The sequence below is a fragment of the Sphaerisporangium sp. NPDC051011 genome (genome assembly GCF_040653595.1).
Taxonomy (GTDB): domain Bacteria; phylum Actinomycetota; class Actinomycetes; order Streptosporangiales; family Streptosporangiaceae; genus Sphaerisporangium.
The window spans coordinates 330,337-356,762 of the sequence record NZ_JBFAGG010000008.1 but is presented as its reverse complement, the minus strand read 5'-3'; the positions used below and the strand labels follow the sequence as shown (position 1 = coordinate 356,762).

Below are 26,426 nucleotides of genomic sequence, written 5' to 3'. Positions count from 1 at the left end.
ACAGGTGGTCGGCGCATGATGCGCTTTTCCGGCGTTAGCCGTACGGCTACCGCCCTTGTGATGTCGGCGTTGCTCGCGGCGGCCTGCTCGGCCGAGGGGGAGTCGCGCGAGTCGGTGGACGTCGCGTCCCCGGCCGACCCGCCCGCGGCCGCGAGCCCCTCCGCGCCGGCCACCCAGGCGCCCGCCGCCGCCCTCGCCCCGTTCTACACGCAGAAGATCACATGGACGCCGTGCCAGGACGACTTCCAGTGCGGCAAGCTCGACGTTCCGCTGAACTACGCCAACCCCGGCGGCGAACGCATCCAGATCAGCCTCATCCGGCTCCCCGCCAGCGGGGGCAAGCGCATCGGCTCCATCATCCTCAACCCGGGCGGACCGGGCGGATCCGGCATCGAGTACGCGCGCGCCGCGAACGTCGTCCTCACCCCGGCCATCCTCGGGCGGTTCGACACCGTCGGCTTCGACCCGCGCGGCGTCGGCAAGTCCGCGCCCGTCCGCTGCCTGACCGGCCCGCAGCTCGACGCGTTCATCGGCCTGGACGGCACCCCGGACGACCCCGCCGAAGTCAGCGCCCTCGCCAAAGGCGCCAAGCAGTTCGCCGAGGGCTGCCAGGCGCGGTCCGCCAAGCTGCTCCCGCACGTCGGCACGGCCGACGCCGCCCGCGACATGGACGTCCTGCGCGCCGCGCTCGGCGACCAGGGCATCACCTACCTTGGCAAATCCTACGGAACCTACCTCGGCGCGGTCTACGCCGACCTGTTCCCGAAGAAGATCCGCGCCATGGTCCTCGACGGGGCCATCGACCCCGCCCTCCCGCCGGTGCCCACGGTCAACGCCGCCCAGGCGCAGGGCTTCGAGGTCGCGTTCCGGTCCTTCCTCGCCGACTGCTTCGTCCACAAGAACTGCCCCTTCCCGGGGCGCGACACCAACGCGGCCCTGTCACGGCTCACCGACTTCCTCAAGGCCACCGACCAGCGCCCGTTGCGCAACACCACCGGCGACGGGCGGGCCGTCGACGAGTCATGGGTGACGCTCGGCGTCCTGGCCGCCCTCTACGACAAGCGCAGCTGGCCCGTGCTCAGGACCGCCCTCGCCCGGGGCTTCCGCGGCGACGGCACCATGCTGCTCAAGCTCGGCGACATCCTCGTCGACCGGAAGCCCGACGGCACGTACTCCAACCAGACCGAGGCCAACATGGCCGTCAACTGCCTCGACCACTCCTACCCGCACAAGATCGCCACCTACGAGGAGGCCGCGAAGACCGCCCAGCAGCAGTCCCCGCACTTCGGCGCGTACGTCATGTGGGGCTCCCTGCCGTGCGACTACTGGCCGGTCAAGCCCACCGGCACCAACAAACCCCTGCGTGCCCTCGGCGCCCCGCCCATCCTCGTCGTCGGCACCCAGCGCGACCCCGCCACCCCGTACCAATGGGCCAAGTCCCTGGCCTCGGAACTCTCCTCGGGCGTCCTCCTCAGCTACGACGGCGACGGCCACACGGCGTACCGCACCGGCTCCACCTGCATAGACCAGGCGGTCGACAAGTACTTGATCTCCCTAACCCCACCGCCATCCGGCACCCTCTGCCCCAAGGTCACGTAACCAACCCGCCCCGCAGCGCCACCCGACCCAAGCCGGGCCTGGAGGGGCTCCTGACCTGTGCCGCCTTGGAGGGGCCCCTGACCCGGCCCCCTTGGATGGGCACTTGACCCGGGCCACCCATCCTGGCCACCGCAACGCCACGCGACCCACGCCACCCGTCCTGGTCGCCTCACCCCACCCTGACCTGAACGCCTCCACCCAGCCCTGGCGCAAGAACCACCGAAAACCTGTAGACTTCCACACGCTGCGGTCACCATCGCAGCCCGCCGCCTTAGCTCAGTCGGCCAGAGCGACGCACTCGTAATGCGTAGGTCAAGGGTTCGATTCCCTTAGGCGGCTCCAAGAGCACTAGTGCTCCGAACTGGGAAGACCCCCCGGAACGTGGTTCCGGGGGGTCTCTCGCTGACAGGGATCGTTGACAGGGCAGAGCGTGCCGCCCTGTGCAACGGTCGGGGCCGTCTCAGAGACCGAAGGCGCCCTCCTTGGCACCGGCGATGAACGCCCGCCAGGCGCTGGGGCTGACCCTGTGGACCGGGCCGCCCGGGTTCTTGCTGTCCCTAACGAGTACGAGACCCGCGACATTGGCCACCTCGACGCAGTCGTTATTGCTACCGCTGTAGCTGCTCTTGCGCCACCGAGCCGTTTCCGCCACGTCTGTCATCGTGATATCCCCCTAGCAATTTCCGAAACCAAATCCCGGGAATCGGACACGCTGAGCGCCGCAAGCGCAATCCGATCGAACCTTTCCCGGATGCGGGCCACTATCTCCAGATTCTCCTCGTAAAGGTCGCCAGCGACAGTCTCCACGAAAGCCACATCCGAGTCTGGCTCAGGGAAAGACAAGACAATGAAAGAGCCTTCCAGGCCCGCATGCGTCCCTATGGCCAATGGCACCACTTGGAGCTTCACCGTGAGCTTCCAGCTCATGGATTCCAAGGTCTCCAGCTGGGCCCGCATCACATCCGCCCCCCCAATGGGCCGCCTAAGCGCAGACTCGCAGACCACCGCATGCAAACAAGGCCCATCTCGCCGGTTCAGCAGACTCTGCCGAGCCATACGGGCAACTACACGAAGTTCCGTTGCCTTTGGGTCCTCATCCGGCCGACCCGCCCGCATGACCTCCCGCGCATAATCCGCCGTCTGTAGCAGGCCCGGAATCAGGTGCCCCTGCCAGGACCGAATTATTTCTGCCTCGTCCTCCAATCCCACATATGACCCGGTAAGAACTCCGTCGTAGTTGGTCCACCAACCACGCTTATGAGCATCGCGCGCCAGCTGAAGAAGCGACGCCTTCCGAGACTCGTCCACATCGTAGAGCGCCAAGATCGCCCCGACCTTCGCCGGCGTGGCGCGCACACGACCAGTCTCCAGACGGCTGAGCGTAGAGCTACTCCACCCCAGGCGAGTCGCCGCCTCTTCGAGACTCAGGGGCGCGGCCTCCCGGATGGCTCGCAGCTCTCGAGAGAGACGTCGCAGCCGGACACTCGGGTTCGGCGTGCTCGGACTTAACATAGTGCGTGCTCATCTTTCTGGCAGGGTTGCAACAGGGGGAATTCAACCAGTACACGGGTGGCCAGAGCCACCGATAGATCACTAAATGCACACGAAAAACGCCCGCCCCGCGATCACAGAGGCGGGCGCTTCGCTGTGATGTTCAGTCACAGGTGACGCACGAGGGTGGCGCCGGCGACGGGCTCACCATCGCGCGGACCGCCTCCCGGGCCAGATACGCCATCCACCAGCGGACGGCCATCTCCCCGACCACGTGACCGAAGTAGTCCGTACGCCCTTCACCCGATCGGCTCGACACGGTCAGCGTGTGCTCGTCCCCGCGCCCGTACGGGCGCACCCGCAGCTCCCCGTAGGTGTCCTGGGTCACGGCCAGTGTCGAGTCCAGCCTCCAACGGCGGGTAGTGAACGCCCCGCCCTCCGAGCTGGCAGACACCGTCACGTAGCGCACGTCGCCGTAGGGCTGATCAGCGCGCGACCGCCACGTGACATGGCCGTCGCGGCGCTGGCTCATGGACGACACCGCGGCGGCCAGCCTGCGCAGCGGCCCCCGCTCGGTCTGCCCGGCCACGTCGAGCAGCTGCACTACCCACACGGTCGGACCGGCCTGGGCCGGGCTGATCCGCATGAGGTGGTCCTGGACGAAGTCCAGGTCCAACGGACCCCCCGCCTCGATGCGGAGCCTCTGGACGACGTCAGTCCGGGTGGCCTGACGTTCCCTGATGACGCGGATCCGCTCTCGGGCCGCGTTCACGGCGCCGACGGGATCGGCCGCCTGGGCAGCCTCAGCCTCGGCGGCCGCGATGGCCTCCGGCGACAGCACCTGCCGCTCCCAATCCGCCAACGAGGTCATGTGCGGGTCGAGTGCCCCGCCGTGGGCGACGACCGCCTCGGCCGCCGCCAGGGCGGCCTGCTCCCGCGCACTGAGCAGGGTGGTCGGGTCGATGGCGTCCATGCCGTACTCCTCTACCTGGGTCTGATGCCGCGGGCCTGGCCATCAGGCCCGCGGTCCCTCGGAGGGTGATGAGGTCTGTCTACTTGTCACAGATGGACGAGCGGACGAGCCGCTCAGGGCTTGTAGATCTCCACGGTCTGCCCGTCGCGGAGAGAAGCGGCCATGTCGTGCACCAGGTCGCCCTGGCACAGGTCGAGGCCGGCCGCCTGGAGGGCACGCTCGGCGTTGATGGCGAGGTTGCCCCGCGTGATGAACGATCGTGCCTTCAGCGCTTCGCTGAGGCAGATCCACACCGACCGGGAGGTGCCCTCCCAGACCTCCACATCCACGTCGTCGTCGTAGCGGCTGCCGACGCGGATGTGGAGGTCCTCCAAGGCGGCGATGGCGGTCGCGCGGATGTCCTCAGCTCCGATGACCTCCAGGACCACCGGGCGGCTGTAGCCACGCACGCCGCTGACCTTGTGGTCCGCTCGTCGGGCGATCTCGTTGGCGGACACTCCGCCGGTGGCAGCGGCACGGATCGCCGCCCGGATGTTCCTGTCGGCGTCCTGGAGGGCGGCGGTTACTGCTTCCGCCAGTTTCTGCTGCTCAGCGCTGAGCTCTTGCCGGATCACCATCGGCTCCTATCGGTCAACTTCTTGACCGGAGCATATTGCGAGGAGGGTTCAACGGTCAAGAAGTTGACCGGTAAAGAATTTGATCGCATCGCGAACTGAAGTACAGGAACGCCGGCGCCCCGCCATCGGAGGTGACGGGGCGCCGATGGGCGAATCTCGCCGAGCGGTGCTATCCCTCGGAGAGCCTGTAGTACGCGGCGGACATCTGCCACAGGGGGCTAGCGGCTTGGCTTCCAATCACCGGCACCAGCACGGTGTGCAGCTCCTCGTACAGGTCGGCCCGGAGCTCCAGGCCGTGAGCGGTGACCAGCGCGTCGAGGTGACGTCCCCCGCGGGCCTCAACGGTCGAGTTCGCCGCGCGCTCACGCGGCACACCCGCCGCCCGCGCGGTCTCCATGCTCGCCAGGGCCCGCAGAAGCCCGAACGTCATACCCAGCGATACGGCCTTGTCGACGCCGTCCTCCTCGATCAGGTCGGCGCCGTAAACCTCGGTGTGCCTCTCGGCCCACCAGTAGTAGGCGTCGGCCATCACCAGGAGCAGGCGGGCACGCTCTGCCGGCTCGGTGGTGATGGCGAGTCGCTCGGCCGCGGAGTCGTGTTTGGGCTTGACGGACAGGTATTCCGTCTCATCGGCTGGCGTATCGATCATGTTCTATCTCCATCGTCGGGTTGTAGGAGATGCGCTGCTCCATCAGCAGCCGCGCAGAACCACGGCAGTGGCATCGTCGCGGTACCCGTCCTCATCGGGCTGGGCAGCGGCCACGAGGGCGTCCGCCAGGGCCTGCGGCTCGTGCTGGTACTTGCGGACCAGCGCGATCAGCTCCTCGTGGGGCACGCTGTCGTGGACGCCGTCGCTGGTGAGGATCACGAGCGGGTCAGGGATCTCCACGGTGTAGACCGTGGCCACCACCGCCAGGGACAAGCTGGTCCTGAGCCAGTTGTCGTGGTCCTCGGCGAGCTCCAGCGGCGCGCCGTTGCACCGCAGCTGCTCGCCGACGGTGTGGTCGGTGGTGTACTGCCGTAGGTCCGAGCCGGTCCAGCCGTAAGCCCGGCTGTCACCGACCCAGGCGACCCGCGTCTCCTCACCTTCGCGGGCCACCGCGACCACCGCCACCGCGTCCGGCTCGGGGTCATCCTCGTCGGGGCCCGCATCAGCGACGAGCTCGCCGGCGGACAGGATCCCCGCCAGGCCGTTACGGCGCGCGGCGACCCGAGCGGCGACCTGCGCCAGCAGGCGCGAGCAGGCCGCCACCTTCTCGGAGTTCCCGATCCCGTCGACCACCGCGGCCGCCGTCGTCAGGTCGGACGTCGTATGCACGGCCACCGCGTCGCAGTAGTACTCCCGCGTGCCACGCCGATGTGCGTGCGCGACCTCGAACCTCGGAGCGTGCTGATCGTTCATTGGACGGTCCACTCCCTCACGTCCGGCTCCAGCCTGATCTGCTGCCCCCCAGGGCCAACGATCATCCGGAACCTCACACGGCCTGGCTCACCAGCTTCCACCCATTCGGCGTAGACCCGCTCCAGTTCCTCCCACAACCTCCGTCCTCCGCCCTGGTAGACCTCCACCAGATCACCCGGCCAGACGCAGGCGAGCGCCCAGCAGTCCTGGTCGGCCGTACCCAGCCGCAGCGCCCAGACAGCCCCGCCGTCCAGCGGTTCCCAGCCCGCACTGACGATGACGAGATCGGGCACGGCCATCGCCAGGAACAACCGGAACCCGCCCTTCGAGGAAACCCGCCGCGGATCGACGCTCGTGCTGCTGGTGACCGTCGGGCCTTCCGGCGGCCAGTCCTGCGGCTGCTGCGCGCGGGGCATCCCGGTCTTCGTCGCGCCGCAGAACCGGCCGATCGCCGTCCCGCCATGGCGTACGTGCAGCTGCAGGAGATCCCTCCACTGGCCGTCTGCCGACATCCACGGGGCCACGATGAGGCCGCCGGGCCGGGTCTGCTGCACCCACGCGTATGGCACGTCGGTGACGCCGCAGGTGGCAAGCAGCCGGTCATAGGGCGCCCGCGGATCGTGGCCCAGGGCTCCCTCGCCGGTGACCACCGTAGGGCACTGCCCGGCGGCCGCGAGCGCGGCGGCCGCCGCGGTGGCCACCTGCGGGTCGTTCTCCACCGTGACGACGTGGTCATCGCCGAGCCGTCTGCTCAGCAGGGCCGTGATCCACCCGGTGCCGGTCCCGATCTCCAGCACCCGGACCCCGTCTACAACCTCCAGCAGCTCGAGCAGCTCCAGCGCGGCGCGAGGGCAAGGCAGGGAACTGGTCGGCGGGCTGGTGGTGTCGGCGACGTCGCCGTCGCCGCGCTGGGTGATGATCGCGGTGTTGGAGTAGACCGCCTTCCACCAGGCGGCCGGGTCGGTGTCACGGTCGATGAGGTGCTCGGGCTGGTCGATCAGGCGGTCGGCCCAGGCACGCCGCGGGACGAACAGGTGCCGCGGGACGGCGGACATGGCGGCCGCCCACACGTGGTTGTCGCTCATCGGCCCACGCCACTCAATACCCGGTCGATGTCCCGGCGCAGGTACCCGGGCCGGGACCGGTTGCCGATCACGATCGGCTGTTCGCTCAGCCCCACGCGGTACATCCGGTCCTGCACGTGGTCAACGGACCAGGCGCCATCGAGCTTGGGGTTGGCGGCGGCGAGCCGGTCCAGGATCGTCGAGCTCCACAGCCGGTCCTCGTGGGGAGCGAAGACGGCGCGGACCGCGCGGAGGTCCCCGAGGTTGTCCTGGACGGGTGCCACCTTGCGTCGGCGGCGCAGGCGAATGAGGAGCCGTTTCACAGTTCTCCTTCGAGTAGGGGATCGCGAGAGGCCGAGATCTTGAAGACCAGGGCAGGTCTGGGGGCCCGTCCACGCTTCACATGGGGGCGCGCGACACCGCTGACCTGCGCGTGGCCGACGGTCGAAATGGCGGCCATCTACTTCTTCTCCGGCTTCGGGGTTTGTTCCTTGTTCGTTATGCGGTTCAGCCTTTTGGCCGCTTCGCGCATGTTGTCCGTGATGCGCGCCTTGTCCTCTGGGCTACCTGCGTCGTAGGCGGCCAGCGCCTCGTCGAGGGCCGTTCTGTGGTCTCCCTTTTTCAGGGCCTTGCCCACCTTGTCGACGTGCTTCTGGGCTTCATCGCTGAACGGATCCTTGTTTTCTGCCATTACTTCTCTCCTTTGAGACGGGTGAGTAATTTGGGCAGTTGGTCTGGTTTTGTCCGCATCTCGCGGGCCCTGGAGCTGTCGCTGGGGCCGACGACTGGGGGCCCGAGGATCTAGTGGTAAGCGGGGCGAGGCAAGCAGCGCTGGGACCGCTCTGGGGAGCCTCGCGCCCTCAGCTCCCGCGCGTACTGCCAGGGACTCATCGGCCGGTCCCGCGAGTACGGACGCCGGCCCAGATGCCGACGCCGATGACGGAGCCGAGCACCGTGGCAACAGCCCAGGCCCCGACAATCAGCCAGGGAGTCGCATCCGACACGGCGAGTACCACGGCCACGACACAGCCAGCCAGTGCACCAAGGAGGGACCCCACGCTGATGTGGCACCCAAGGGACGGGCCATCGGGAAGGCGGTGCATCATGCACCACCGCCGGTCGCCGCCAGATGAGTCGCGGACGCGTCCAGTCCGGCGTCCGGACGTGAGGGCGGGATGGGGACGCCGTCGTCGCCGAAGGTCCACCCTTCGGCGGTCAGCAGGCGCCGGCCCTCGGCGATGCGGTGACTGCACCACGTGGACTTGAAGCCCGTGCGCTCGGCCAGCTGATACTTTCCGAGTACCTCTCCCGCCCTAACCCGTTTGGCCCACCATCCGGCGACTCGAAGTCTGTCCTGCTCAGTGGGCCTGTCCGGGGTAGGGGCGGGACGCTTAACGGACGCGTCCGCCTCCGCGCCAGCGCGTGTGCCGGCACCCGCGGAGCGGTGCGCAGCCGCGACAACGACGTCCGGACGCGTCCGCCCTGCCAGCCGAGCCCGCCACGAACGCACCTCCCGCGCCGGCGGCGGCAACTCGGCACCGGCGCTCGGCTGCTCGCCGTCTGTGGGGCGACCGGACGCCAACGTGGTCGCCGACCGGTCGCCGGTCACCCCCGCCTCGGGCAAGCCGCCGAGCCGGGCGGCGGTGTTGCGGTCCAGCGCGGCGGCGAGCATGACGGCCTCGCTGGCGCGGGGCTGTCGTAGGAGGGCGGGGTGGTCGTCGTCGGCCCAGGGCGCGGGCGCGTTCGCCAAGACCTGGGTGAGGTCCTCGGCGCTGCCCATGGCGCTGGTGATGTCCAGCAGCCGGGCACGGGTGGCGGGGTTGGTTGCCAGGTCGGTGTGCTCCACCGCCTGGTCCAGGCGACGGTCCCGCGCGGCGACCGCAGCGCGCACCTTGCGATCGGAGGCGCTGGCCTGGCGCAGCTGGAGCACGCGCTTGGCGGCCAGTGCCACGCGAGTCAGGCGGCGGTAGGCGTCGACCTCGCTGACGGTGCGGTCGGCGACCTCGGCCAGGCCGAGACGGACCATCGCCCGGTCTAGGGTGAACCGCCACTTGACGCGGGAACGGCCAGCGAGGCGCTGCCGCTCGATGGCCATGCCACGCTCCCACAGCCACGCGGCGACCACCGGGGCGGCGAGCCGGAAGATGGCCTCGGCGAGGCTACGGGCGTCCAGGCCGGACAGCACCGCCGACAGGCCGGTGAGCACCCACACCGCCATGCCGTCGATGCCGGCCGAGTAGTTCTCGCGCATGTTGCGGCGCGCGCGCACCGCGCTGGTGATCACCGCGACCTCGATGAACGCGAAGAGAAGCAGGCGCAGCGGCCCGTCGAAGCCGAGCACGTCACCGGAGAAGCGCCACATGCCCTGCGCGGACACCCCGGTCGCGATGCTGGCCGCGACGATGGTCAGGGTGTCCTCAGCCGGGCGGTTCTCGGCGAACTTGCGGTATGCGCGGGACACCGCGCGGTAGGCGGTGCGAAGGGCGAAGTACGCGAGCACGAGGGCGACAGCGACGAACGTGCTCTGCCACGTGGTGACGCTGGTGAACTTATCTATTACGGTTTGCATCTGATCGGGCCTCTCACACAGGTCCGGTTGTAGGAGGACCCCCGCCGCCGTTGGCTCGCCGGCGGGGGTTCTTTGCATTAGCGGAATCGGGGTCCGGCCGGGGGCTCCAGCCCTCACCGCAGAGCGAGCCACGCCCGGCCGGACATCTGATGACCGGCCCGGGGGATGAAACCAGGCCGGTCGGCGGGGATCGCCCGCCAGCCTGTGGATCAGTCCTGCTCCAGCAGAGCGAACCATTGCCGCACCTGCTCGACGCACCAGCGCTCGACCTTGTCTCGGTGCACGCCCGTCGTCGTGCGGTAGCCGTCCTCGAACGCCAGGAAAATCTGGCCCTCCCAGTAGTGGAGCACCGCACCGTGTACGTCCCGGCGACGGGGGATCAAGCCCGCGACCTTCGCACGCTGGACGTAGCCGGCGAAGGCGCCCCTGATCTTCGTGGACGGTCGCCAGTCGACTTTCGGGGCGTCGAGCATGCCGCAGCGGCAGCTCCCGCCCTGCTGAGCCGTGGCCACGGGGTCCTCAGCAGCCGTGCAGGTGAACCAGACGATCTTCCCTGCGCTGTCCTCCGCAGCCTCCACACCCCAGTCGTCGGCCATCGCCTTGACGAGCAGCAGCCCGCGGCCGTGCTCGTCGTCGTCGACCGGCTTTCTCTGCGGGGGCACGAAGGCGGGACCCTGGTCCAGGACCTCGCCTCGGATCCGCCGCCCGGCGACGCGAAGCGTCAGAGTGATCGACAGGTCGTACCGGATGGCGTTGGTGGCCAGCTCACTGACGATGAGCTCCACCTGCTCGACTAGGCTCTCCAGCCCCGACTCGGTCAGCGTGTCGCGGGCCAGGGCGCGGGCCTTGCCTATGGACACGGGATGGCACGGCAGCTCCCAGTGGACGGTGCGCTCCCACTCGACGGTGAGCGTCTTCATGCGCCCTCCAAAGGGGCGGGGCGTATCTCGGCCCAGGACATGTGCCCGCCCTCCGCGAGCCGCTGAGCGCCGGCGGTTGCGGCGAGCTGGCTGACGAGGGCGAAATCTCGGGCCGCGCACGTGCTCTGCGGTACGCCGGGGTCGTGAACCTCTATGCGGACACCGCAGTCGGAGACGTCGACGGACACCGAGATCTCGCCGGCCCGCGGCGTGTAGTGCAGCGCGTGGGAGACGAGTTCGGCCGTGACCCGGGCGGCCGTGTCGCCGAGGCCCGGGAATCGGTCTTCGGCAATGTCGCGGACATTCTGACGTGCCCGTAAGGCAGTCGTGGAGGGCAGGCCAGGGATTTTGAGCACGTACATCGCACCGCCCGAAAGCTAGGTACCGGTTTCGCACTTGTGATACCTAGCTTGCAGTCCGGTACCTAATCCGTCAAGCTAGTTGCCGTGGATCACGACAGGCCGACCTATTTGCGTATCGCCGATCGGCTGCGCGCGGAGATCGTCTCCGGTGTCTTTGCGCCGGGCGCCCGGCTGCCATCCATCCCGGAACTCATCAAGGCCGAGGGCGTCTCCGATGTAACCGCTCGCCGAGCGATGCGGGTCTTGGTCTCGGAGGGCCTCGTCACGGCGCAGCCGGGTCGGGGCACCTTCGTCCGCGAACGGCCGCCCATCCGGCGCCTGGTCCGGTCCTGGTACAGAGAGATGCGCGGAGGTTCCCCATTCGCCGCCGACCTGGCCTCGCAGGGGAAGACCGGAACGTGGGACTACGTGACGTCCACGGTCCAGGCCCCGGCCGAGATCCGCGAACGTCTGTCGCTCGACGCCCCGCAGCGTGACGAGCCGGACGCCGTGCGCACCGAGTACGTATTCCGAGCGGACGGCGAACCGGTGATGCTGTCGACGTCGTGGGAGCCGTACATCCTTACTCGCGGCACGCCCGTGGTCTTCCCCGAAGACGGCCCACACGAAGGCGCCGGTGTCGTGGAGCGCATGAGATTGATCGACGTGCTGATCACTCACGCAGTCGAGGTGCTGCGCCCACGACCTGCGGAGAACAAAGAAGCGGAGAGGCTGGGCATCCAGGCGGGCGACATCGTGCAGGCGATCGAGCGCACCTACTGGGCGGATGACCGACCGGTCGAAACGGCGGACATCGTGATCCCCGGCGAGCTGTACCAGGTCGTGTACGCGCTTCCCGTGCGGGAGGAGTAGCCGGCCCCGGGCATGACGAAACGCCCCGCTCCTCCCCGGCATGACGGGAGAGAAACGGGGCAGCGCAAGGCGGACATGACAGAGCCCCGGCCCAGGCGCAATAGGGGAAATGTGCCTGGCCGGGGCAGCTCTATGGCAGCGCGGCGGCGCGCCCCGACACCCGGCGAGGGAGAAGTGCGCGCCGCCGCGCCGAACCCGCCGCACGGCACCTTGCGAGGTCAGCGCCGCCAGCGGGGGCTCTATCGGACCCGGACGAGTAGGCTCACTGCTCACTGCTCGCCGGCCAGGGCCGCACGGGACTCCTGCTCGGCCGCTCGCGCCGGGTCGAGTCCCCCGGCAGGTGCGCAATGCGAGCCCGCCACGTCCTCGGGTGTGGTGAGGGGCTCGTCCTCCTCGGGGAATCCGTGGAGCCCGGCGGCCTCGGCTGCTCGGTAACGTGCCATGTACTCATAGTCAGATCATGCGATCTCATGCACCAGGGACAGGGCGTCCCATCAGCCAAGAGTTTTCCGGGCCGATGAGGACGCAGTGTCCTACCCGTCGAGAGACAACGACTTCATCAGCGATCGCACCCGAGGCGACGGCCGGGTCTCCGCCTCACGAATTTCCGACGCCAAAGCCTGCGCAACCCCCTGATGGCGGAACCACATCAAGGACTGCGCCCGAGCCTCCTCCAACCGCTCGATGGCCACCTGATATCGCCGGGCGTCCACATGCGCCTGAGCGACGTCGAGCAGGTGCCGACCATAGGCGATGCCGGTAACCGCGCCCGGCCGAACGCGCCCGGCCGAACGCAGCGCCATGTCCGGCTCACGCCGAACCGCGTAAGCATGGGTCGCCTGGACCGCTACCTCGGCCGGCCCGAAGAACGAGTTATAGATAGGCGTCCGGCTGGCAAGCCGCTCGGCAGCTGCGGACGCCATCCCAATGTAGTCGGCCACGTCCCGCCCGGCAGCGGCAGCGGGCGCGAGCGCCCACATAAGCAGGTTGCCCCACGCGGCCACGTGCTCGGCCGGTGCTGAGAACGACGGTTCGATCCGTCCGGCTACGCTGACCGCGAGGGTCTCAGCGTCCCGGGGGCGGGCCTGGTGCAGCAGTATCCACGCGTACGTCCCATGCAGAGTCGCCCACAGCAGCTCGTCGGACCCGCCGTGCGCGGTGGTGATGGCGCGCTCGGCGGCTATGGCGGCCAGGTCGTCGCGGCCGAGGTGGACCATGACGCTGGCGGCCAGGTCGTAGGCCATCGCCAGCGGGTACACGGCGGCCTCGCCAACGGCGGTGTGGGTGAGGCGCGCTTCGGCGAGCAGGCCGGGGAGCCGCGCGATGAGCGCCGGGAAGTCACCGCGCCAATATCGACGGCAGGCGTCCTCGACGGTTTCGCTCAGGGCGGGCAGAGGCGTCGGTTCGCCGTCGTGGCCGTCGTCGATGTCCGGGAGGTACGCCGGGGACAGCAGCGCGTCCCGCAGGGCCAGGACGCTCGCGCCGTCGCGGTCGGCCCCCATGCGGTCGCGTTTCCCGGTGAGTTCGCTGAGTTCGACATCCAGCGCGTTGGCTAACGCGATCAGGGTGGTGAGCCGGGCGGACTGACGGCGGCCCTGTTCCAGCTTGGCAATGATGTCCCGCGACAACCCGGAGTGCTGGGCGAGCTCCTCTTGTGTGAGATCACGGTCCCCGCGGATCTTCTTGAGCTGTCGGCCGATGGTGCTACCGTCGTTCATGAGCCCTGACCTTTCCTGAAGCCTCGACAACTTCAGGCTACGGCGCGGGGCTTCTTTCTTTCCACGACCGGGCCACCCTCCGTCATCAGGCCTGGAGTCACAGCGTCGCGACGCGCAGCCTCGCACCGCTCACGAGGGCGACGATGGCATCATGCGAGACCTTGACCTGGACCACGACGTCGTACGACTCCCCGGCGGGATGCTGACCATCCGGGCGGGCTGGCTCGACCGGCAGATGCCCTCCGAACACGACAAAACGCCCCCGTCCCCTCCCGAACGGGAAGGAACGGGGGCGCCGTCGGATCGGGCTACCGGCGCACCAGAAGGCGCTTCGTGAAGAACCCGGCCGTGCCCGGGTCGCCGATGCCGCCGGCCGCGATGCAGTTCAGCAGCGACAGCAGAGACGCCAGACCGGCCGCCGACCCGACCAGCGGCCACGCGACATCGGCCAGTCCAATCGCGTCGACGCCGATCAGGCCGACCGCGGTCTGCGCCGCAGTGCGCACGGCCCGCTCAACGGCGTCGCTCCAGAACGCGCCTGTGATCCATTTCTGCATGTGCCCCTCCTCAGGGACAAGCCCGCCGATGGCGGGACGATCTCGGTGACTTCGGACCGGTGCCAGGAGATGCCGACGCAGCTGCGGCAGCTGGGCGCCGGAGATGAGCGGATCCACTCAGCTCTTGGGCACCTCGGTGAAGTCCACGTAGTACTCGCGGCCGGGCTCGAAGGCGACGTCCGGGTTGTCGACCACGATCCGCACCTCACCCGACGGCGTGTACCGGGCGAACCGCAGGTCCTCCGGGATGGTCGCGTCGTACTGGGGGGCGAACCGGTACGTAATCGGCCCCTGGGTGTCCGCGGGGGTGAACCGCTCGACGCTGGTGCAGCGGAACTTCGCACGGGTGATCTGGGACATGGTTCTCCTCAAATTGGGGTGGAAAACAAGAAGACCCACGGCGACACCGCAGGTCCGGGGGGATGCAGGGTCTGGTCAGGTGATGGGCGCGGTCCAGGTCTTGCGCCAGGACACCTCGTCGACGACGCCCGTCGACGTCAGCCCCTTCTCCAGCTGGAACTGCCTCGCGATCTTGGCGTCGGCGTCGCTGTAGACGCCGTCGACCTTGACGTTCCAGCCGCGGGCCCGCATGCGCCGCTGCCAGATCAGCACCGGCTCACCCTTCGCCCCGACCTTCAAGGTCACGGTGAAGACCGGCACGACGGGCTCGTCCTCACCGTCGTCACCGTCCAGGCGGTCCTTGATGAGGCCGAGCCACAGGTCCCACGGGAACCCGGTGCCCGGGTCGCTGTGGTCGGACCGCCGGTAGACGACACTGACGTCGGCGTGGCTGGTGAAGCCCTTCTTCCCGGCCTTCAACTCGGCGCGGGTCAGCATCCGCACGGGCAGCTTGTACCGCCGGGCCCACGCCGCGGCGACGTCCGCCGCGTTGGCCAGCACGCCCTTGGAGTAGGCGTCCGCCCAGTCCTTGCGGGTCTGCCGCGCGAAGCCGGCCATCTCCAGCCGCGGTGGGCTTCTCTGGCCACTCCATGGTGTGGGCCACGACCAAGCGGATCGGGCTAATCCGGCCCTTGTGGTAATGCTTGGCCTGGATGGTCTTCACGACCCCTCCCCCCGGTTCAGGGACTCCTCAAGGCCCTTCACCCGCTCCTGGATGTCCTTCACGTTGTGGGACAAGCCGTTGGAGACGATCGCCTTGACGCCGGCCATCTCCTTCTCGACGGCCGCGATCCGCGCCGGGAAACCGGGCCGCTCCTCGACGCCGGGCCGGGCGGGTTCCCCGTTCCAGTCGTCGAGGAAATTCGATATCCGCCGGTAGATACCCATCGCAAACCGTCCTCCCTTATAGACCAATGCCACTGCCCCACCGACGATCCCGATCACGACGAAGACGTTGATCACCACGGAATCGGTCACACATGCTCCTCGAGAGGTGTGGGTGCCGCCCGCGCGGGGTGATGGGACGGACGCCCGATCGGGTGTCCGGATGCGGACACAGGTCAACCTGATGGCACAGACGGGCGTCCCAATGGCATCCCCGATCTTCAGTGGAGCTGGTATGTCCCACCCGCCGCATGACCCGAGCCGGCCGCCGTATGGCCACCCGCCGCAGTACGGGCCGCCCTCGGGGTACGGACACCAGCCGATACCGCAGCAACCGCTGCAGATGCAGCAGGTCGGTCAGTCAGTGACAAAACCAGCGTGGACCTGCGGTGAGATGATGCTCATGGTCTGCTCGCTCGGTATGGCCTACCCGTGGATCTGGGCTCGGCGCCGGAAGCGGACGACTATCACGCGGCACCGCTGACAGGGGCTCCCTCGGGTCCGCTTGCCCCGGAGAGACGCGCCTTGAGCGCCGCGACCTCCGCCTGCAGCTGGTCACGCTCCTCAAATGCCTGCTCGGCGGCGGCGCGCCACTGCGCCAGCTCGGTGAGCGCGGCATTACGCTGCTGCTCCAGCTGCCCGGCGTAGCGCGCCATGTCGACTCTGATCGGCATCAGCCCTCCCTGGTCCGATGGATGCGCAGCGCCATGGACCACATCCGGTCCTGAACGACAACGCGAGATTGCGCCGCCAGCTCGCGGTGCGTCGCCACGGCCTCTGGATCGAGACGGGCGACAAGGTCCCGCTTCAGTACGTCGTGCAAGGTCTGATCGCCGGACCGCAGCAGCGCCGACGTCCCTTTCAGGGACTTCAGCTGCGGCCGGGCCGCATGCCTGATCGGCCGGGACGCCTTGAGCTCGGACACGACTCCCCTCACGAGCGACCTCGCAACCGAAGTCTCCATCTCGAACGGGTTGTGCTGCAATTCCAGGAGTCGTCCGTCCTGGCGGAGCGTCTCCCACATGTACCCCTGATAGCTGACGTGATCGAATAATTCATCCACGTCGGCAGGATCGCTGATGTCGTAGCCGTACACGGCCGCATAGTTGATGGCCATGTTCTTCGGATACGAGTACGAGAATATCCCCGAATGTGTGACCTCAACCGGCACCTGGTAAGTCAGCAGCCAGCGGTCATCCTCCTCGGCCTCATGCACATCGTCATACAGATCGATCAGCGTCCAGGTCACGGCTCTCTCCTTCCAAACCAGCCGATCGTGTCAGTGCTAGAAGACAGCGCCGGCCCCGCCCAGGAGAAATTGAACCCCGAGGGGGAATTGCTGGTCACGACAAAAGCAGCCGTGTTACCAGCTCGTACCATGGCCGGCGGGTACGGCGTGGTGACGTACGTCACGCCATATCCGATGGCCCCGGCCGTTCCGGACGCGGCGACTTTTCCTCCCGCAAACGCCGAGTCGCTCTCTGTGGTATTCACCCGGCCCTTAACGCGGAAACTCCCGGCGTTCTGCAAGATGATCTGAATATCGCCGTTGTTGCCCTGAAGGATAACCCCACCGTTTTGCGAGATGATGTAATTGGCGCCCTGAGCGGTCGCGCGAAAGTCGGACCCGGCCTCAACGGTCGTACTACCAGGCGTTGCCCTGAACCGGCCTCCCGAGGCCATTCCCAGTTCGGCCCCGCCCGAGTCTCCCTGAACGTATCCACCGAACCGGTTGCCCCCGCTATCGGTGTAGCCGAGCTCGAACCCTCCGGGTGACATCTTGATCCGGGACTTGCGGCTGGACAGGACGGCGGAGCCCAGCTCCATTTCATGCGCGCCCGGGGTGTCCTGCGTCCAGTAGTGGAAATCCGTCGGGTACTCCTCGTACAGCCGGATCTCCGGCTCGTACGACCCAGCAGTGGGGCCGGGATTGATGACGAGCCGTTTCGAGGCGGTCTGCGAGCTGGTCACCTGGCCGACGATCAGGACGCTGCCGTCGCCAGCGTTGATGTCCACGGTCTTGTTGCCAGCGGAGTCGAAGGTCTCGACTCCGCTGGCGTCGATGACCACCCGGGCCCCGCTAGTCCCGGTCCTCAGCGTGAAGCTGCCCGTGTTGAGCAGGCTGACCGTCTCGATGCCTCCGGCGTTGAAGCCGTGGAGCCCGGTGCTGTTGAGCTCGACCCTCGCCCCGCTGGAGGCGGTACGGATGCTGGCGCCGAGCAACCAATTCGCGCTGATCGTGCCTGCCGTGACCTTGCTCACGGTGAGGTCGGAGATGTGTGCGTCGTCGATGAGCAGCGCTGTCGCGGTCACGGCAGCGGAGGGCGCGGACCGGTTGCCGGATTGGTCGACGGCGATGACGCGGACGTAGCGCACGGTGGTCTCGGTGGCGGGTACCGTGGCGACCGCCGCGATCTCGGCTTGCATCATCCCGGCGGTGGCCGCCGCCTTCCCGCGGAGCGTGGTCGCGTCCGGGGTGAATCCGGCGGTGGCGCCGACGTGGACCTCCAGGTGGTCCAGGTCGAGCTCAAGGTTCCATGTCCCGCCCGATGCCTTGCCGAGCGTGTGTGTGACCTGGAGGGCGATGAGCGACGCGGCCACGGTCGGCGCGGCCGGGGTCGACGGCGGGATGGTGTCGGGGTTCGCCATGGCCGAGACCGTCGCCGACCAGGCGCCCGCGTTGTCGGCCTGGTCGACCGCGCGGATCCGGAAGTCGTAGGTGACCCCCGGGCTGAGGTCGCCGATGACCGCCTGCAGATCTCCCCACGCTGCGTATGCCTTCTCCCAGCTGGAGGCCGGGGACACCCCGTAGGCGATCTCGAAGTGGCGGCCATCCAAAATCGTTGAACCATCGGTGTTGAGCGGAAGATCCCAGGCGACCTGGATGCGTGCGTGGGTGAAGCCGAGGCCGTCGAGGAACACCGACGTACCGAAGGGCGGATCCCAGGACACCACCCCAGGGACCGTGATGTCCGGGCGCGGACGAGAGCCGACCGGCTCGCTGCCGCTGTTGGTCAGCGAGCGGTTCAGGTCGCCGACCGTGATGGAGGTCTGGCCGGTCTCGTAGGCCACATAGTCGGACAGGTCGATCCACGTCCCGGCCTGCGTGCGGTAGGCGACCGTCATGCCGGCCACGATGGGCCAGCTGCACTCCATCGCACGCAGCTTGACCGGGTTGAGCCGCTCCCCGAGGAAGATGACCTCGTTGTCCTCGTCGACCAGGCCGCTGTCGGGGTCGTGGACCCAGATGTACTCGCCCGGCCGGAACGAGCCACGGATGTCGTAGTCCTGGGAGGACAACCGGAGCGCGTTGCGAGTGCCGGTGAACCGGCCGAGCTGCATCGCAGCCCTGCTGTCCGCGTTGCCCGCAGAGGTGCCCGACTCCGAGATCACCCGCGTCCGCCGCACCGGGTTGCCTCGGATGTCGAGGTAGGGCGTCGACCCGGCGGTCGCACTCCCGGTCGCGACGGCCGCGCCCTGGCCCTCGGCGATCAGGACGACGCGGGTGCTGTAGTCGGCGACATCGCGCTGGAGCGACATCTCGCCGGGTAGGGCGGTGAGGGTGAGGTCGCGGCCGTCGCCGCCCTTGCGGACGATCGCGCACGCCGGGGTCGGCGAGTAGAGACTGGCGACGGGACCTCCGTCGACGGTCGCGTCGCCGTTGACGCGCCACTCGGCGCCCATGGTGGAGCAGACGTAGTCGATCGCGTCGCGCCGGGTCTGCCACTGGTGCCACCCGGTATAGGACCCGGGCACCGAGTACAGCGTGCCCTCGACGATCGCCGTGCACCCGGCGAGCAACATGCGGAAGGTGTTGGCGAAGGTCTCGCCGATCGGCTGAACGGGCGTTTCAAGAACCTCGCCCTTGCGGTCGGCGTCGCCGAGCCACAGCGCCATGCCCTGACCGCCGACCTTCTTGGCGGTGTCGAACTCTCTGCTGGTCAGGACGCCGACATACCGGGCCATCTTCAGCAGCGCGTCACCATACTGGGCTGGTACGACGCGCCCGGGCACGATCGCGACGTGGCCGAGGAAGTCGAGCTGGTCGAGCACTTGCTGCGGGGTCTCGGCGGCGAGTTGGACGCCCCAGGAGCCGAGCGCCTGCACGATCTCCGTGACGCTCACCGCCGCACCGCCCCCGTAGTCTCTGGCATCGCCCCGATGTACTGGTTCCGCAGGTCGATCGCGGTGTCGCCGGACACCGCGGTGCCACCGCCCACGACGACACCGGCATAGAAGTCCAGCGCGGTCACCGACGTCTTGGTCACTCCACCGTTCGCGTGCGCGGAGTAGGAGCGGGCCGAGCCGATGGTGACCCGGTTGCTAGCGGAGTCGTCCGTCGACCTCACCAGGTAGCTGGTGTTGTTGGTCAGCGTCTCGGCGGTGGCCAGGTACACCGAGATCGTCCCGGAGTCGCCGCGCTGCACGTAGCCCTCGACGCACCGTGCGCCGCGCCTCAACGTCAGATCCACGACCGCCCGGCCCACCGGCGACCGGCTCTCGGTCAACCGCACGATGCACTGCTCGGGGTCGTTGCGCAGGATCGTCGCGGCCTCGATTCGCGCGATCTGTGCGCCACCGATGTCCACCCACCACGCCTTCGGCTGCCACGCCCCGGCGGCGAAGCTCGCCACTTCCAAGGTGCCGGCCGCGAGCAGCGGTCGGACACGGACCAAGCCGTTGGACAGCTCCCAGTCGAGCGGGTCAACCCGGTAGCCGGTGCCGACCCGCTCGACCCCGGCCGACAGCACCCGGGCCCGGCCGCGCATGTAGTCGCCCACGGCACACCCCCACCGCGGCGACACCCCGGCCGGGACACCTCGGTACACCGTCAACGCGCCGTCGGTGCTCGCCCGGGTCATGGTCGAGGGGCTGGTCGGGCCGGTGTAGTAGCTGTAGTGCGCGGGCGGCGGCGCATGCCAGCGCTCGCCGGTCAACGAGAAGTCGTTCTGGCGGACGGCGCCGATGAGCCGGGACTCCAGGTCGACGGCGCTGTCGGGCCCGTGCTTGACGAGCTCCATCTTCCAGTTGGCCCAGGCGATACCGGCGCGCCGGTCGACCAGATCCGAGTTCGCGGAGGTCACCGTGTAGTAGCCGTTGCGCTCCGGCTTCTCCGTCCACACGACCTGGACCAGCGACCCCGGCAGGCCCAGCACATGCTCGTGGCGGTCCATGACCTGCGCGCGGCTGATCAACGGCGCGACCTCGCGGCCCTGCAGGCTCAGGGTGCGGGAGTCGCTGCTGGCCTCCGACACCGGGAAGGTCTCGCGCAGCACCAGCCGGCCGACGATCAGATCGCTCACTCGTACTCGGCCTCCAACTGTCGCAGTCCTTCGCGGATGTTGACCAGCACCGCACGGGCGGCACCGGCTGGGTCGCGAAGGTCCAGGTCGATCCCGTTGAGGTTGAGCACCAGGTCGCCCTGGATGGTGACACCCGATCCCGGTGTGGAGGAGCCCGAAGAGTCCCCGGCCCGGCCGCCGCCGCTGCCGAGCGGCAGGGGCGTCGGGAGGGGCAGGGCCGGTAGGGCTGGCACCGTGAACCGGGACGCTGTATCAGCCATGCGGCCGACGGCTGCCTTGACCAGGCCCTGCGCCTCGTCCATGCCCACCGCAAGGCCCGCGGGAAGCTGGGCGCCCAGGGCGGCGAACACGCGGCTTGGCGAGCGGATACCCAGGGCTTGCTTCACCCAGTCCGGCATGATCCGGGCGAAGAAGTTGTAGATCTGGTCGCGCAGCTGGCCGAACATGCTCGAAAGGCCTGCCCAGAACCCTGCGGCCAGGCTGTTTCCCATGGTCCGTGCCAGGCTGTCGACCACCGTCACCGAGGCGCGCAGCCAGCTCAGCAGGTTGGAGAACGTCGCGGTGATCCCGGCGGAGATGGCGGGCAGGGAGGCAGCGAGGTCCCGCAAGATCTTGACCAGGCCGGCGCCGGCCTGCTGGGCTCCTTGCATGGCGGCGGCCGCCATTCGAGCGGCGGCCTCGGCCACGGTCTGCGACTGCGCCTGGATGCCTTGGGCCATACCGGCGGGGACTTGCTGGCCGAGGTCGGCGAACACCTTGCTCGGGCTGGCGATCCCCAAAGCGTCTTTCACCCAGTCGGGCATGATCCGGGAGAAGAACCCGTGGATCTTGTCCTTGAACCAGGTGAACGCGCCGGAGATGCCGTTCCACATGCCGCTGATCAGGTCGGATCCTGCGGTGGTCAGCAGATTCGCCAAGCTGCCGATCGCCCCGAGGATCATGCCGGGGATGCCTTTGGCCCAGGTGAGCAGCTCGTTGAACTTGGCGATCGCCCAGTCCTTGGCGGCGCCGAACCACCCGGCGAACTTGCCGGGAAGGGAGCCGAACCACGCCAGGACGTCGCCGATCTTGTCGACGGCCGACTTGATCCAGTCCTTGACGTTGGTCCAGACCCGGGGCACATTGTCGACCAGCCACTTCAGGGCATCGCCGATCCAGCCGATGATGATCTTGGCCAGGTCGACGATCCAGGTGATGAGCTGGCTGATGATCGGGATGACGAACTGCACGATCTGGGCGACCAGCTTGACCAGCCACGTGATGACCGGCATCAGCGCCACGATCAGGTCGGCCAGCACCTGGATGATCGGCATGACGGCGGTCAGCAGCTGTCCAAGCGCGTCGACCACCAGCACCAGGACCGGCACCAGCGCCTTGATGATGTCGACCAGCACCGGCAGCACGGCGGCGATCAGCGGACCGAACGCGGCCAGCAGTTCACCGACGATCCCGACGATGGGCGTGATCGCGGGTAGCAGCCCGACGAAGGCCTCGACCAGCGTGATCAACGACGGTGCCAGCGCGGTGAGCGCGTCCAGCAGCGCGGCGCCCAGCTGCTCGGCCACTTGCACGATGATCGGAATCAGCGGGCTGAGCGCGGTGAACAGCGTGCTGAGGGCGGTCACCAGAATCTGCCCGACCTGCCCCGCCACCTGCGCGACCAGCGAGATCAACGGCGCGAACACCGGAAGCAGAGCAGCGAACATCTGCACGATCTGGACCAGGAACGGCGTCACCGCGATGATCGCCTGCGCCAGCACGCCGCCCAGTACCTGGGCGAGCTGGCCGATGGGCTGCAACAGCGGTATGAAGGCGACGGCGAGCGACTTCAGAACCGACACCAGCGCACCGCCCAGGACCCCGGCGAGCTGGATGACCACCGGTGCCAGCGTCTTGATCAGCGTCGCCAGGACTGGGAGCAGCGCTGTGACCAGGTTCCCAATCAGCGGCAGGATCGGGGTGAGCGCAGGGATCAGCTGCAGGAACGCCTCGACCACCCTGAGCAGGACCGGGCTGATCTGCCGCATGTAGGCCAGCAGCGCGGCGCCGATGGTCTGACCGAGCTGCGACAACGCAGGCAGCACCGGCAGGACGGCCTGCACGAGCAGACCGAACATGGACACCAGGTTCTGGGCGATCACCCCGCCGATCTGCGCGACCAGGGGGATCAGCGGCGTGATCGCGGGAACCAGGCCCTGCACGAGCTGGGCGATCAGCATGGCGATCTGGGGCAGCAGTGGCGCGAAGGCCGGCACCAGCGAGTTGATCAGCGTGGCCGCCAGGCCGACGACCAGCGGCACCACCGGCGCGAGGGCCTGCATCGCCTGGCTGAAGCTGGCCACCAGCAGCTGCACCGAGGGCAGCACGGCCTGCACGCCGGCGGCCAGGCTCGTGGCGATCAGCGCGGCGATCTGACCGACCAGCGGCAGCAGCGGGGCCAGAGCCGCCGCGATCCCGCCGAGGGCCGCGCCGAGCGGGGCCAGCGCCGGGGCCAGGGATCCCAGCCCGGTGGCGAGCGCGCCGATCAGCGCCTGGACGCCGGGCAGCAGCGCGGCGATGGCCGGGCCGATCGCGGCGATCAACGGCGCCACGGTGGTGAGCAGCTGGCCGATGGTCGCGCCCAGCGGCGCCAGGGCAGGAGCGAGCGCCTGCGCGGCCGCGGCGACCGCGTTGATCAGGGCGAGGATCCCGGGCCCGATCGCCGACAGGGCGGCGGCCAGACCGGAGACCACCTGGACCGCGACCGGGCCGAGCGCCGAGACCAGCGCGGTGGCGAGCTGGCCGAGCAGGGGCAGCAGCGGCGCCGCGGCGGTGACGATCCCGGCGAGGGTCTGCGCGAGCGGGCCCAGAGCAGGGGTGATGGCCTGGACCGCCTGCCCGAAGGCGGACAGAACCGTGACGACGACGGGCAGCAGCGACACCACGGCGGGCAGCGCGGCCGCGAGCAGCCCAGCGAACGCGCCCGCCAGGCCGCCCAGCGCCTGGACGAGCGGGCCCAGCAGGCTCGGCAGCCCTGCGACGGCCGGCCCGATCGCGCCGAGCACCGCGGACAGGTGCCCGCCGAGCGTGCTGAGCGCGCCGCCAGCGACGTCGGCCGCCTGGCCGAGCACCGAGCCGAGCACGCCGGCGAGCTGGGTGAGGGCTGGGACCAGCGGCGTGATCGCCGTCAGCAGCCCACCCGCGAGCACGACCGCGACCTGCGTCAGAACGGGCAGCAGCGGCGCGAGCCCGGACAGCAGCCCGGCTACCGCGGACACCAACGGGGGGAGCAGCGGAGCCAGCCCGGACACCGCGCCGGCCAGCGAGGTGGCCAGCATGACGGCGAGGTCGGCGACCACGGGCAGGACCGGCAGCAGGGCCTGCATGACGGCCTGGAACGCGGCCGCGAGCGCGCCGCCGAGGATCCCGGCCACCTGCGCCACGGCGGGCGCCAGCGCCACCACGGCGGGCAACAGCGTGGAGGCGACCTGCGCTGCGAAGGCGACGACCTGCGGGATGACCTGGCCGAGCCAGCCCAGCACCTGCCCTCCGGCGCCGACCAGCTGGGTCAGCAGCGGAGTGAGCTGCTGGATCCCGGAGGCCAGCGCGCCCGCCAGGACGCCGGCGAGCTGGCCCACGGCGGGCAAAAGCGGCGAGACGGCGGACAGGACGCCGCTGAGCGCCGACGCCAGCGGCACCAGGGCGGGGGCGAACGCGCCGAACCCGGCCGCCAGCCCGTTGACACCGGCGACCACGCCGGGCAGCAGCGCGGCCAGGGCCTGGAACAGCCCGCTGATCGCGGAGCGCAGCGGGTCGATCGCGGACGACAGCCCGCCCAGCGCGCCGCCGACCGCGCCCAGCAGCCCGGCCGCGCCCTGCCCGATCGCGGCCAGCAGCGGGACGACCAGCCGCAGCGCGTCGGCCAGCACGGTCCCAGCGACGGTGGCCAGGTCAGCGACGATCGGCAGCAGCGCGACGACGGCCTCCCCCAGGGCCGCCAGGACCGGGGCGACCGCCGCGGCGGCGGTGTTGAGGGCGCGGAAGAACGTGACCAGCGCCTGCTGGCCTGCGGCGCTGTTGAGGAAGGTGTTCAGCCTGTCCGCCAGGCCGCCGACGATGCCGAGGGCTCCGCCACCGGCGGTCTGCATCGCCGAGAAGACGGCGCGGGCGATCCCGCCGACGTCGGCGAGGAACGCACCCAGCTGGCGGACCGCGTCCACCGCGTTCTGGATCCAGACCAGCCCACGGCCAGCCTGCGCGGCCGCCGACAGCCAGGCGGCGAACCGGGCCGCGACGGTGTTGATGACCCGGCCGAGCCCGGCGAAAGCGGGCAGCGTGCTGGCGGTGAAGTCGGCGATCGCGGTCAGCAGGCGCCGCAGCGTGTCCGACTGCAGATCGGCGACGATCGTCCGCATAGTGGCGAACGCCGAGGTCACCAGGCGGACAGCGGACGCGCTGGTCGCGAAGTCGGCGACGGCCCGGGCCAGCCGCCCGAACTCGGCGGCCAGGGCGACCATGCCGTCTCGCACGACGGGTAGCAGGACCTCGCCCAGGCGGGTGAACGTGCCGGCCAGAGGGCCGAAGAAGGCGTTCTGCACCGCCGTGCGCACGTCCAGCAGGGCGGGCTTCAGGACCAGCAGCTCACGCGCGAGCACCTGCACCGCGGGCGCGGCTTTCGCCAGCGCGGCGACGAAGGCTTGGGGGTCGTCGCCCAGGGCCGCGGAGAAGGCGTCGCCTACCCCCATCAGGGCGACCTTCAGCGTGCCGGCGGCGGCCGCGCCCAAAATGAGAGCGCCGGGAAGGGCAGCCAGCGCGCCGCCACCGATGGCGGCGATGGCCGGGGCGAGCGCCACCACGAACCCGGCCACGTGGGTGCTGGCCAGGGCGACCGCCCCAGCGAGCAGCCCGACCTTCAGGGCGGCGGCAGCCGCCGCGACTCCCAGGCGGGCCAGCCCGGATGCCGCGCCGAGCACGCCGCGCGTCAGGCCGCCGAGCAAGCCACCCAGAGCGCGGACCGCCCGGCCGAGCGCACCGACGGCGCGGGTCAGCCCAGCGCCGAGCAAGCCGGCCAGGCGGCCGAGCGAGGTTGCGGCGCGGACCGCCACCTGGCTGAGCGCTGTCAGCACGCCGACGACCGGGCGGGCCGCGCCGCCCAGCAGGCGGACCGCTCCAGCCGCGCGGGCCAGGTGCCCGCCCAGCGCGGCACTCGCACGCCCGGCGCCGCCCAGCGCGCCGGCCAATGCGCCACCGGCACCGCGCAGCCGGGCGAACAGACCCGTGGTGACCGACGACCACAGGCCGCGCAGCCGTTCGCTGAGCGCCGACGCCACCGCCGCCCCGAGCCGGGCGCCCAGCGCACGGAGCCGGCCCAGGATGCTGCCGTCCCCGGCGGTGCCGGCGAACCGCTCACCGAACTGGCGACCGGCGGCGCGTCCCGCGTCTGCTCCGATCCGCGCGCCCTCGGCGACGAACCGGCCGCGAACGTCCCGTAGCCGGCCGTTGGCGTTGCGGCTGAACCCCGAGCCGAACGCATCCCCCGCTGCCGCGCCCGCGGAGACGAACCGGCCACGTCCGTCCCGTAACCTGCCGCTCGCGTCGCGGGTGAAACGGTCGCCGAAGGCGTCCCCCGCAGCCCCACCCGCGCTGGTGAAGTCGCGGCGCACGTCGTCGCGAACGCGCGAGGTGTCGGCGCGGACACGGACGAACGCATCGGCCAGGGGTGCCATGACACCCCCG

Annotated in this window: 26 protein-coding genes and 1 tRNA gene; 3 read left to right on the top strand and 24 right to left on the bottom strand. The window is 69.6% G+C overall.

The genetic code is table 11. The features are described from left to right. Positions 1–60 precede the first annotated feature (60 nt). Positions 61–1,599 (top strand): alpha/beta hydrolase, encoded by a 1,539-nt coding sequence (locus tag AB0H21_RS21160; RefSeq protein ID WP_358518925.1) that lies wholly within the window; start codon positions 61–63, stop codon positions 1,597–1,599. 265 nt (positions 1,600–1,864) lie between these two features. Next, positions 1,865–1,941 (top strand) — tRNA-Thr (locus AB0H21_RS21155). Between the two features lie 118 nt (positions 1,942–2,059). On the opposite strand, the gene AB0H21_RS21150 is transcribed toward AB0H21_RS21155, so the two are convergent. The 12 genes from AB0H21_RS21150 to AB0H21_RS21095 all read right to left on the bottom strand — a co-directional run bounded on the left by AB0H21_RS21150 (position 2,060) and on the right by AB0H21_RS21095 (position 10,997). Beyond that, positions 2,060–2,260, bottom strand: a complete 201-nt coding sequence (locus AB0H21_RS21150; RefSeq protein WP_358518923.1) for a DUF397 domain-containing protein — start codon at positions 2,258–2,260, stop codon at positions 2,060–2,062. After that, positions 2,257–3,111, bottom strand: coding sequence for a helix-turn-helix transcriptional regulator (locus tag AB0H21_RS21145; protein ID WP_358518920.1), 855 nt, complete (start codon positions 3,109–3,111; stop codon positions 2,257–2,259). Before AB0H21_RS21145 ends, AB0H21_RS21150 begins: the two co-directional genes overlap by 4 nt. 142 nt (positions 3,112–3,253) lie before the next feature. Next, the gene (locus AB0H21_RS21140; protein ID WP_358518917.1) at positions 3,254–4,063 is read right to left on the bottom strand and encodes a hypothetical protein; all 810 of its coding nucleotides are present in this window, start codon (positions 4,061–4,063) and stop codon (positions 3,254–3,256) included. Positions 4,064–4,176: 113 nt separating this feature from the next. Beyond that, positions 4,177–4,680: a hypothetical protein gene (locus AB0H21_RS21135; protein ID WP_358518914.1), complete on the bottom strand. Its 504-nt coding sequence runs from the start codon at positions 4,678–4,680 to the stop codon at positions 4,177–4,179. A 169-nt stretch (positions 4,681–4,849) separates the two neighbouring features. Next, the gene (locus tag AB0H21_RS21130) at positions 4,850–5,329 is read right to left on the bottom strand and encodes a hypothetical protein (protein ID WP_358518912.1); all 480 of its coding nucleotides are present in this window, start codon (positions 5,327–5,329) and stop codon (positions 4,850–4,852) included. Positions 5,330–5,371: 42 nt separating this feature from the next. Beyond that, the gene (locus tag AB0H21_RS21125) at positions 5,372–6,082 is read right to left on the bottom strand and encodes a hypothetical protein (protein WP_358518909.1); all 711 of its coding nucleotides are present in this window, start codon (positions 6,080–6,082) and stop codon (positions 5,372–5,374) included. After that, positions 6,079–7,167, bottom strand: a complete 1,089-nt coding sequence (locus AB0H21_RS21120; protein ID WP_358518907.1) for a protein-L-isoaspartate(D-aspartate) O-methyltransferase — start codon at positions 7,165–7,167, stop codon at positions 6,079–6,081. The genes AB0H21_RS21125 and AB0H21_RS21120 overlap by 4 nt, the downstream gene beginning before the upstream one ends. Beyond that, positions 7,164–7,469, bottom strand: a complete 306-nt coding sequence (locus AB0H21_RS21115) for a hypothetical protein (RefSeq protein WP_358518904.1) — start codon at positions 7,467–7,469, stop codon at positions 7,164–7,166. Before AB0H21_RS21115 ends, AB0H21_RS21120 begins: the two co-directional genes overlap by 4 nt. Before the next feature lie 137 nt (positions 7,470–7,606). Then, the gene (locus AB0H21_RS21110; RefSeq protein WP_358518901.1) at positions 7,607–7,837 is read right to left on the bottom strand and encodes a hypothetical protein; all 231 of its coding nucleotides are present in this window, start codon (positions 7,835–7,837) and stop codon (positions 7,607–7,609) included. 411 nt (positions 7,838–8,248) lie between these two features. Beyond that, on the bottom strand, positions 8,249–9,715 hold the full coding sequence (locus tag AB0H21_RS21105; protein ID WP_358518898.1) for a hypothetical protein: 1,467 nt from the start codon (positions 9,713–9,715) through the stop codon (positions 8,249–8,251). A 209-nt stretch (positions 9,716–9,924) separates the two neighbouring features. Further along, complete coding sequence (locus tag AB0H21_RS21100) at positions 9,925–10,635, bottom strand: ATP-binding protein (RefSeq protein WP_358518897.1); 711 nt, start codon at positions 10,633–10,635, stop codon at positions 9,925–9,927. Then, positions 10,632–10,997: an ATP-binding protein gene (locus AB0H21_RS21095; RefSeq protein ID WP_358518894.1), complete on the bottom strand. Its 366-nt coding sequence runs from the start codon at positions 10,995–10,997 to the stop codon at positions 10,632–10,634. Before AB0H21_RS21095 ends, AB0H21_RS21100 begins: the two co-directional genes overlap by 4 nt. Before the next feature lie 84 nt (positions 10,998–11,081). Between AB0H21_RS21095 and AB0H21_RS21090 the strand changes: the two genes are divergently transcribed. Continuing rightward, entirely contained in the window at positions 11,082–11,849 is a 768-nt protein-coding gene (locus tag AB0H21_RS21090) for a GntR family transcriptional regulator (protein WP_358518892.1), read from the top strand. A 269-nt stretch (positions 11,850–12,118) separates the two neighbouring features. On the opposite strand, the gene AB0H21_RS21085 is transcribed toward AB0H21_RS21090, so the two are convergent. The 12 genes from AB0H21_RS21085 to AB0H21_RS21030 form a co-directional block, all read right to left on the bottom strand. After that, positions 12,119–12,292, bottom strand: coding sequence for a hypothetical protein (locus tag AB0H21_RS21085; protein ID WP_358518890.1), 174 nt, complete (start codon positions 12,290–12,292; stop codon positions 12,119–12,121). 90 nt (positions 12,293–12,382) lie between these two features. Beyond that, positions 12,383–13,567 carry a helix-turn-helix transcriptional regulator gene (locus AB0H21_RS21080; protein ID WP_358518887.1) on the bottom strand — a complete coding sequence of 395 codons (1,185 nt, stop codon included), beginning with the start codon at positions 13,565–13,567 and terminating at the stop codon, positions 12,383–12,385. A 97-nt stretch (positions 13,568–13,664) separates the two neighbouring features. Continuing rightward, complete coding sequence (locus AB0H21_RS21075; RefSeq protein ID WP_358518884.1) at positions 13,665–13,817, bottom strand: hypothetical protein; 153 nt, start codon at positions 13,815–13,817, stop codon at positions 13,665–13,667. Positions 13,818–13,875: 58 nt separating this feature from the next. Next, entirely contained in the window at positions 13,876–14,124 is a 249-nt protein-coding gene (locus AB0H21_RS21070; RefSeq protein ID WP_358518881.1) for a holin, read from the bottom strand. A 117-nt stretch (positions 14,125–14,241) separates the two neighbouring features. Beyond that, on the bottom strand, positions 14,242–14,484 hold the full coding sequence (locus AB0H21_RS21065) for a hypothetical protein (RefSeq protein ID WP_358518878.1): 243 nt from the start codon (positions 14,482–14,484) through the stop codon (positions 14,242–14,244). Between the two features lie 75 nt (positions 14,485–14,559). Further along, positions 14,560–15,081 carry a hypothetical protein gene (locus AB0H21_RS21060; protein WP_358518876.1) on the bottom strand — a complete coding sequence of 174 codons (522 nt, stop codon included), beginning with the start codon at positions 15,079–15,081 and terminating at the stop codon, positions 14,560–14,562. Positions 15,082–15,183: 102 nt separating this feature from the next. Beyond that, entirely contained in the window at positions 15,184–15,501 is a 318-nt protein-coding gene (locus AB0H21_RS21055; RefSeq protein ID WP_358518874.1) for a hypothetical protein, read from the bottom strand. A 374-nt stretch (positions 15,502–15,875) separates the two neighbouring features. Then, the gene (locus AB0H21_RS21050; protein WP_358518872.1) at positions 15,876–16,082 is read right to left on the bottom strand and encodes a hypothetical protein; all 207 of its coding nucleotides are present in this window, start codon (positions 16,080–16,082) and stop codon (positions 15,876–15,878) included. Further along, positions 16,082–16,657: a hypothetical protein gene (locus AB0H21_RS21045; protein ID WP_358518870.1), complete on the bottom strand. Its 576-nt coding sequence runs from the start codon at positions 16,655–16,657 to the stop codon at positions 16,082–16,084. The genes AB0H21_RS21050 and AB0H21_RS21045 overlap by 1 nt, the downstream gene beginning before the upstream one ends. Beyond that, positions 16,654–19,533, bottom strand: coding sequence for a fibronectin type III domain-containing protein (locus AB0H21_RS21040; protein WP_358518867.1), 2,880 nt, complete (start codon positions 19,531–19,533; stop codon positions 16,654–16,656). Before AB0H21_RS21040 ends, AB0H21_RS21045 begins: the two co-directional genes overlap by 4 nt. Beyond that, a complete protein-coding gene (locus AB0H21_RS21035) occupies positions 19,530–20,711 on the bottom strand; it encodes a hypothetical protein (RefSeq protein WP_358518864.1) in 1,182 nt (393 codons plus the stop codon). The genes AB0H21_RS21040 and AB0H21_RS21035 overlap by 4 nt, the downstream gene beginning before the upstream one ends. Next, a complete protein-coding gene (locus tag AB0H21_RS21030) occupies positions 20,708–26,416 on the bottom strand; it encodes a hypothetical protein (RefSeq protein WP_358518861.1) in 5,709 nt (1,902 codons plus the stop codon). The genes AB0H21_RS21035 and AB0H21_RS21030 overlap by 4 nt, the downstream gene beginning before the upstream one ends. Positions 26,417–26,426: the final 10 nt, after the last annotated feature.

Coding starts and splice junctions, on each gene's coding strand:
- AB0H21_RS21160 (WP_358518925.1), top strand. CDS start 61: ATGTCGGCGTTGCTCGCGGCGGCCTGCTCGGCCGAGGGGGAGTCGCGC.
- AB0H21_RS21150 (WP_358518923.1), bottom strand. CDS start 2,260: ATGACAGACGTGGCGGAAACGGCTCGGTGGCGCAAGAGCAGCTACAGC.
- AB0H21_RS21145 (WP_358518920.1), bottom strand. CDS start 3,111: ATGTTAAGTCCGAGCACGCCGAACCCGAGTGTCCGGCTGCGACGTCTC.
- AB0H21_RS21140 (WP_358518917.1), bottom strand. CDS start 4,063: ATGGACGCCATCGACCCGACCACCCTGCTCAGTGCGCGGGAGCAGGCC.
- AB0H21_RS21135 (WP_358518914.1), bottom strand. CDS start 4,680: ATGGTGATCCGGCAAGAGCTCAGCGCTGAGCAGCAGAAACTGGCGGAA.
- AB0H21_RS21130 (WP_358518912.1), bottom strand. CDS start 5,329: ATGATCGATACGCCAGCCGATGAGACGGAATACCTGTCCGTCAAGCCC.
- AB0H21_RS21125 (WP_358518909.1), bottom strand. CDS start 6,082: ATGAACGATCAGCACGCTCCGAGGTTCGAGGTCGCGCACGCACATCGG.
- AB0H21_RS21120 (WP_358518907.1), bottom strand. CDS start 7,167: ATGAGCGACAACCACGTGTGGGCGGCCGCCATGTCCGCCGTCCCGCGG.
- AB0H21_RS21110 (WP_358518901.1), bottom strand. CDS start 7,837: ATGGCAGAAAACAAGGATCCGTTCAGCGATGAAGCCCAGAAGCACGTC.
- AB0H21_RS21105 (WP_358518898.1), bottom strand. CDS start 9,715: ATGCAAACCGTAATAGATAAGTTCACCAGCGTCACCACGTGGCAGAGC.
- AB0H21_RS21100 (WP_358518897.1), bottom strand. CDS start 10,635: ATGAAGACGCTCACCGTCGAGTGGGAGCGCACCGTCCACTGGGAGCTG.
- AB0H21_RS21095 (WP_358518894.1), bottom strand. CDS start 10,997: ATGTACGTGCTCAAAATCCCTGGCCTGCCCTCCACGACTGCCTTACGG.
- AB0H21_RS21085 (WP_358518890.1), bottom strand. CDS start 12,292: ATGGCACGTTACCGAGCAGCCGAGGCCGCCGGGCTCCACGGATTCCCC.
- AB0H21_RS21080 (WP_358518887.1), bottom strand. CDS start 13,567: ATGAACGACGGTAGCACCATCGGCCGACAGCTCAAGAAGATCCGCGGG.
- AB0H21_RS21070 (WP_358518881.1), bottom strand. CDS start 14,124: ATGCAGAAATGGATCACAGGCGCGTTCTGGAGCGACGCCGTTGAGCGG.
- AB0H21_RS21065 (WP_358518878.1), bottom strand. CDS start 14,484: ATGTCCCAGATCACCCGTGCGAAGTTCCGCTGCACCAGCGTCGAGCGG.
- AB0H21_RS21060 (WP_358518876.1), bottom strand. CDS start 15,081: ATGGCCGGCTTCGCGCGGCAGACCCGCAAGGACTGGGCGGACGCCTAC.
- AB0H21_RS21050 (WP_358518872.1), bottom strand. CDS start 16,082: ATGCCGATCAGAGTCGACATGGCGCGCTACGCCGGGCAGCTGGAGCAG.
- AB0H21_RS21030 (WP_358518861.1), bottom strand. CDS start 26,416: ATGGCACCCCTGGCCGATGCGTTCGTCCGTGTCCGCGCCGACACCTCG.